At 47.3% G+C, this 6696-nt stretch carries 7 protein-coding genes; 6 read left to right on the top strand and 1 reads right to left on the bottom strand.

The genetic code is table 11. From position 1 onward, the window contains the following. The 4 genes from BM202_RS16700 to BM202_RS16685 form a co-directional block, all read left to right on the top strand. Positions 1-313 (top strand): transposase (locus BM202_RS16700; protein WP_143100701.1); only part of this gene is annotated, 313 nt, incomplete at its 5' end. 65 nt (positions 314-378) lie between these two features. Then, positions 379-906 carry a CvpA family protein gene (locus BM202_RS16695; RefSeq protein ID WP_093828044.1) on the top strand — a complete coding sequence of 176 codons (528 nt, stop codon included), beginning with the start codon at positions 379-381 and terminating at the stop codon, positions 904-906. 61 nt (positions 907-967) lie between these two features. Continuing rightward, positions 968-2029: a dual-specificity RNA methyltransferase RlmN gene (gene rlmN / locus BM202_RS16690; protein ID WP_093828116.1), complete on the top strand. Its 1062-nt coding sequence runs from the start codon at positions 968-970 to the stop codon at positions 2027-2029. A 129-nt stretch (positions 2030-2158) separates the two neighbouring features. Continuing rightward, the gene (locus BM202_RS16685) at positions 2159-3580 is read left to right on the top strand and encodes an inorganic phosphate transporter (protein WP_093828042.1); all 1422 of its coding nucleotides are present in this window, start codon (positions 2159-2161) and stop codon (positions 3578-3580) included. A gap of 25 nt (positions 3581-3605) precedes the next feature. Here the strand turns inward: BM202_RS16685 and BM202_RS16680 are convergent, their stop codons facing one another. Continuing rightward, complete coding sequence (locus BM202_RS16680) at positions 3606-4418, bottom strand: lysophospholipid acyltransferase family protein (protein ID WP_093828040.1); 813 nt, start codon at positions 4416-4418, stop codon at positions 3606-3608. Between the two features lie 291 nt (positions 4419-4709). Here BM202_RS16680 and BM202_RS16675 point away from each other — a divergent pair, with 291 nt between their 5' ends. Further along, positions 4710-5402, top strand: coding sequence for a porin family protein (locus tag BM202_RS16675; protein WP_093828038.1), 693 nt, complete (start codon positions 4710-4712; stop codon positions 5400-5402). Positions 5403-5633: 231 nt separating this feature from the next. After that, a complete protein-coding gene (locus tag BM202_RS16670; RefSeq protein WP_093828036.1) occupies positions 5634-6665 on the top strand; it encodes a fatty acid desaturase in 1032 nt (343 codons plus the stop codon). The last annotated feature ends 31 nt before the right edge of the window (positions 6666-6696 follow it).

The following is a 6696-nucleotide window of genomic DNA, read 5'->3' as shown; positions in this document are numbered from 1 at the left end:
TGAGTATCCTAAAAAGCTGGCTTGCCATGCGGGCGTAGCTCCCTTTGAGCACTCTTCAGGCAGTAGTGTACGGGGCAAGACCCGCGTGAATCATCATGCCCGAAAATCACTTAAAACGTTACTCCATATGGCAGCCATGTCGGCCCTACAGGTGAAAGGAGAGTTACAGGATTATTATCAACGTAAAGTCGCCGACGGTAAAAATAAGATGTTGGTCATCAACGCATTACGAAATAAACTCATCCATCGGGTCTATGCAGTGGTCAAGCGAGGCAAAAAATATGACAAAACTTATGCCCTCCCCCTTGCTTGATCCATAGAAATCGGCCCGGTTTCATTCTTTTACTCTTTCGCTCTTTGAATACGCTCGACATATTAATGCTTATTCCCCTCGCTTGGGGAGCTTTCAACGGATATCGAAAAGGTCTTTTTGTGGAGATCGTGGCGGTCATTGCGTTTGTCGTGGCTATGATTATTGGCTTCAAGTTTCTGGCGTTCGGAATCGACTTGCTTAGCCCCTATATCAGTCGCGAACTGGCTCGAAAACTGCTACCCTGGCTTGGCTTCTCGGTAATTTTCTTTCCTACTGTGTTCATGATCAACCAGATGGGTTTTGCCATACGTCGATCACTGAAATATTCTGTTCTTGGTACGTTCGACAGTGTGGCCGGAGCGACGGTGGGCGTTTTTACATGGGTCTTTGGAATTAGTGTTATCCTTTGGTTGTTGAGCTATATGGGCGTCAAAATGCCCCCTCGCCAGACCGAAAGTGCGTTTTTGTACCCCTATGTACGACCAATCGCGCCAAAAGTGATGGACAAAGCGGCTGTCTGGGTACCGAAAGGTCTGGAAACCGGAAAGAGATGGCGAGCAGACATTATAAAGAGTGAAAGAGTGCAAGGGTGAAAAAGTGGTCTGGCTTCTTTCGCTTTTTCACTCTTGCACTCTTTCGCTCTTTATGAAAGATATGAAACAAGATATCCGAAAATTTTCGGCCCCGCAATTAAAAGCCTGGTTTACAGAGCACAAGGAACAGGGTTTTCGCGCTAAGCAGGTTCATGAATGGCTCTGGAAGAAATCAGCGCAGTCGTTCGAACAAATGACGAACCTGTCGCTGTCGACCCGTGACTTGCTGAACACACACTTCGAAATTCGACCCCTGACCGTTGATCAGCAGCAACGTAGCAATGATGGTACGATCAAGTCGTCGTTCCGTTTGTTTGATGGGAATCTGGTAGAAGGTGTCCTGATTCCGGCCCTTCGCAATGATGACCGTGGCGACGGACCGTCAGACCGCATGACTGCCTGTGTATCGAGCCAAGTAGGTTGTTCGCTGACGTGTAAATTCTGTGCAACGGGCTACATGGATCGCAAACGTAACCTCGACGCGGCTGAAATTTACGATCAGGTGGTTGCCATTGACCGGCAGGCGAAAGAGCATTACGACGCACCGCTCTCGAACATTGTCTATATGGGAATGGGTGAGCCGTTGCTAAACTACAAAAACGTACTGGAATCGATTGATCGCATCACCTCGCCTGACGGTTTAGGTATGTCGCCTAAGCGAATTACCGTTTCGACGGCGGGAATTGCCAAAATGATCCGGCAACTCGGCGATGATGAAGTGAAATTCAACTTAGCCCTATCCCTACACGCAGCTAATGACCTGAAGCGGGACCAGATTATGCCGATCAACGAGAGCAATACGTTGGAGGTGCTGGGCGATGCACTGAGCTATTTTTATAAGAAAACGGGCACCCGTATCACGTTCGAATATATCCTCTTCTACAATTTCAACGATACGTTGCAGGATGCGCAGGAACTCTGGAAATTTACGAAACGTGTCCCTGCCAAGGTAAATATTATTGAATACAACCCCATTGCGGAAGCTAATTTCAAAAATACGGACCCTAAAACGCTCGATCGTTTCGCCGACTTTTTAGAAAGCAAAGGTGTAATCGTGAATGTTCGTCGGAGTCGGGGTAAAGATATTGATGCTGCCTGCGGGCAATTGGCAGGCAAAAAGTAACGTAGCCGGAAAGACATGCTACGTGTCTTAACAATTTGGTAATATCGCTCTGCCCAGTTTGACGTACTTTTGTGGCAATCATTGGCTTACGGACCCACCGTTTGCTTCATCACCGACGATACCTTAGTTATGTTTGGATTAGAAACGGATGTTTTTATCCTCCTCTTTATCAGCCTATTCGCTGCCTGTGCCTTTGAGTTTGTTAATGGATTTCACGATACGGCTAATGCCGTAGCTACTGTTATTTACACCAATTCCCTGAAGCCAACCTATGCCGTGGTGTGGTCGGGAATTTGCAATTTCACCGGCGTTTTGCTGGGCGGTATTGGGGTCGCCATGGGTATTGTCAACCTGCTGCCGGTCGAGTTACTCGTTGACCAGAACGTTTATCATAGTGTGGCAATGGTGATGGCTTTGCTGCTCAGCGCCATCATTTGGAATCTTGGCACCTGGTATTTTGGGCTGCCCAGTTCCAGTTCGCACACGCTTATTGGGTCCATTTTGGGCGTAGGACTGGCTTTTGCAACAATGCCAGACAACATAACCGGAGCCGCTGTAAACTGGGAAAAAGCTATTGAAACCGGCTACGCTCTGCTTCTTTCTCCATTATTGGGGTTCAGTTTGGCCATTGTTTTGATGTTTGTGCTACGTCGTTCTGTACCCGACGATGTTAAAGATGCCCTTTTTAAAGAACCCAAGAAGAATAGCCTTCCCCCCTCCTGGATTCGGGGTATATTGATTGCAACCTGCTCACTGGTAAGTTTCTTTCACGGCAGCAATGATGGCCAGAAAGGCGTTGGTCTCATTATGCTGATTCTGATTGGTATAGTACCGTATCATTTTGCGGTTCAAACCAATCTTGATCCCCGTTTGATGCAAACGAACATTGGCGGTATCGAACAGACCATTGCCGCGCTAAATTCGAATAACCTTTCGCCCGCTAATCGTGATCGTCTGGTTCAAACACGGACTGAGCTAACTGAATTAAAGGCGTTAATAAACGGCCCTCTCGTTGATAATAAAATTCCGAACGAAAAGCGCCTGGACGTTCGAAAGGATTTGCTGCTAATTAACAGCAACATGAAAAAAATTGCTGAAGACGAAGGCGCAAATCTTAGTGCAAACCAGTTGTCAGCCCTGAACAAAAACCTGGGTGAAGAAAGCGGTCTTCGGCGTTTCACGGACTATGCGCCCTTGTGGGTCATTTTGATGATTGCCATATCGTTAGGTCTCGGCACCATGATTGGCTGGCGCCGGATTGTGGTAACCGTGGGGGAGAAGATCGGTAAACAACACCTGACCTACGCACAGGGCGCTTCGGCCGAATTGGTGGCTGCCATGATGATTGGATTAGCCTCCGCGCTGAAATTACCCGTTAGTACGACGCATGTACTGTCATCGGGTATCGCCGGAAGTATGGTAGCCAACAAAGGCGTTAAAAACCTTCAGGCAGGCACCGTTCGGAATATTGCGCTCGCCTGGGTGCTGACTCTGCCCGTATCTGTGCTGTTGTCCTTTACACTTTATATTTTCTTCCGCTGGGTATTGTAAGCTGAATAGCCTGGCCGGGCGTCTACTAACCTTGCTCCTGTGCCCATTCAGGAGCATCCTGCTCAATCGCGTGCCGAACTTTGGCTACAATGTCATCAACTGTTTCGTCTGGTCCAATCTGGAGGGGTGCCTTAAACTGCACCGTTAACAGCGTATTGCGTTTTTTAAAACGTAGTCCTTTCTTATCAAAAGCCCGGCGAAACCCATTGATAACCACCGGTATAACGATTGGGTCAATATTTTTGATAAGGTGCCCCGTTCCCTTTCGAACAGGCGCGTAAGGCGTAGTCGTACCCTGTGGGAAGCTGACAACCCAGCCATGCGCCAATGCTTTCGCAATTTTGTCGTTGGCCGACGTGTCGACTGACCGCTGCACTTCGCGTCCTTCGGCCCGCCAGGATCGTTCGATAGTTAAGGCACCACCGGCCGCAAATACACGAGGAACAATCCCTTTTTTCATCGTTTCTGAAGCCGCTACGTAGTACTGCCGCGCCCGAGGCCCAAGCAAATAGACAGGGGGCACCATGGTATTCTGAAAGCCCCATTTTACGGCGCAGAAGATGTGGAAAAAAGCAATGACGTCGGCAAAGTAAGTCTGGTGATTGGACAGAAACAGTACGTTGTTGATCGGCAGGTTTTCCAGGTTTTCGGTCCCCTTAATCTCAATGCGATTCACAACCGTGTATCGGGCGTAGGTCAACCAACCCACCAGGCCAATTATTAATCTTCTGAATAATAGGGAGTTGCCAAATGGGTCGCATTCAAACAAACCAAGCAGGTCCAACGGCATCAGGAAATTAGGTAAATAGCTGAACTTGGTTGGCTTAACGTACTTCATCGTCAGGTTAAGGGGAGTCGGTAATGAGTAAAGTTACGATACCGTTACAATGTTTTCAAGAAAAAGTACAACCTGCTGATTAGCAAAGGAAAACAGCTATTGCTGGCTAGGCATTCAAATCCTTTTTTATTAAGGTGCATAAATTATTTTCTTTGCCCATTAATCCTTCCCATTACTACGCTCTCTAACCAACGAATTAGCCAGTAAGAAACCCGATTCGCCTATCGCAAACACTTTACACAATCAAGTTCAGGTTCACTTTTTATCAATCATTTTTTATCCTTCAAGACCATGAAACGAATTGTGCTTGCCAGTGTTTTTGCCTTCGTTGGCTTATTAATTTCTCAAATATCATTTGCCCAGGTTCAGGTCGGTATCCGGGGTGGAGCCAACTGGGGCTTTGCGTCTAAACCTGAATACCTTGGTAGTTTAACCCCGGATTTCCATTCGACTGCCGGACCGACGGGCGCTATTTTCCTGGATATTCCACTGAGTGACCGCGTATCATTCAGACCTGAATTTGCTTACGTTCAGAAAGGGGTTGCCATTAAACAAAAACTCGATCTGAATCTAGGGGGATTCAATCTGCCGCTTGGCGCAACGGTTGCCTACCAATCACAAAATCTTGAAATCCCATTACTGTTCAAATTTAACCTGAGCGAAGGTGCCGTACAGCCATATCTGATTGCTGGCCCTGCGGTTAGCTACGCGCTCGACGGTCGTATCCGTACCCGTGCGTCGGCGTTATTCACGACGCAACCCTTCGATATGGATGTTAACTACGGGGGCATGCTGAGTCGCTGGGATGTTGGAGCCGTAGGTGGCCTGGGCTTATCAATGGATGCCGGTGCTGGAAAGTTTTTTATCGAAGGTCGCTATACGCATGGCTTCACGCGCCAGATACAAGTGCCTGTTGTAAACGTGAATGTTCGGAATCGCGGAGTGGCTTTTTCGCTAGGTTATTCATTCCCAATTGGCTTCTAAACCACCAGTCTTATCATTCACTACATAAGAATCATCACGTTTTTTGTTGAATCAACCTGAATTAGTAAAGGTGGGGCTACTTGGCTCCACCTTTCTTATTAAGTGAAAGGTCTATTAAAATCATGGAATTTAGGTTACGTAAATGGCGTTACCAGTTGAAAATGTGTTAATTTTACTCTTCGTATTCACCGAACCGCGCGGGCGGCCCCGTTGTTCTGGCGACACTCATCTATGGCAACATTAACTGATTTTGTTCATTCGAACGCTTCTGAACCTCATCGGATTCGCACCCGGCAAATCCTGAAGTCTCACCCCGAAATCAAAAAGCTGATTGGACAGAAAAACCCCACTACATTCTGGGTTATTCTGGGTTGTGTTATACTCATGACGGGTTTGGCCTATCTGGTCCGTGATCAGTCGTGGTGGATTGTTGTAGCGGCTGCCTGGTTCATTGGGGCATTTCCGGCCCATACACTGTTCGTTTGCATTCATGAGGCAGCACACAATTTGATTTTTCGCAAACCAGGGGCCAACATGTGGGCGGCTATTTTTGCCAACCTGCCAACGGTTTTCCCAACGGCTTTGACGTTCAAGAACTTTCATATCAAGCACCACGCGTTTCAGGGTGTTCATGAGCTAGATGCTGATTTGCCAGACTGGTATGAAGCTAAACTCATCAAAAATTATTCGATTGGGAAGGCCATCTGGTTGCTGTTCTATCCTATTTTTCAAGGTATTCGCACTCTGCGGATGAAAGAGTTAGCTGTTTTTGATAAGTGGGTAATTGCTAATTTTATTGTTCAGATTACGTTTGATGTGCTGATTGTAACCTTGTTTGGCTGGAAGGCGCTGGCATTCATGGTGCTGTGTCTATTCTTCTCGGTTGGGCTCCACCCATTAGGTGCCCGCTGGGCTCAGGAGCACTTCCTAACGCTCGATCCTGCACAGGAAACCTATAGCTATTATGGCCCGCTTAACGGCCCGAATCTGAACGTAGGCTTCCACAATGAGCACCATGATTTCCCATCCATTCCCTGGAATAAGCTACCCGAAATTAAGAAATCGGCTCCTGAGTATTACGAGTCGCTGAAATACCATACATCGTTTGTGAAGCTATTTTTTCTCTTTCTGTTCGATCAGGAGATATCGCTTTACTCGCGCATCGTTCGGAAGGAGCGTGGCCGTGTTCCTGTTTCTGATCAATCGAGACCTGATATGGAATTGGTACAGGCAGAACCAGTTCCTGCCGAAGCAATTGCCTAGCCTACAGAATTTATTATTTGACAAAAAATCC

The organism is Spirosoma endophyticum, from assembly GCF_900112365.1.
Classification (GTDB): Bacteria; Bacteroidota; Bacteroidia; order Cytophagales; family Spirosomataceae; genus Spirosoma; species Spirosoma endophyticum.
This window is presented reverse-complemented; position numbering and strand designations above follow the sequence as displayed.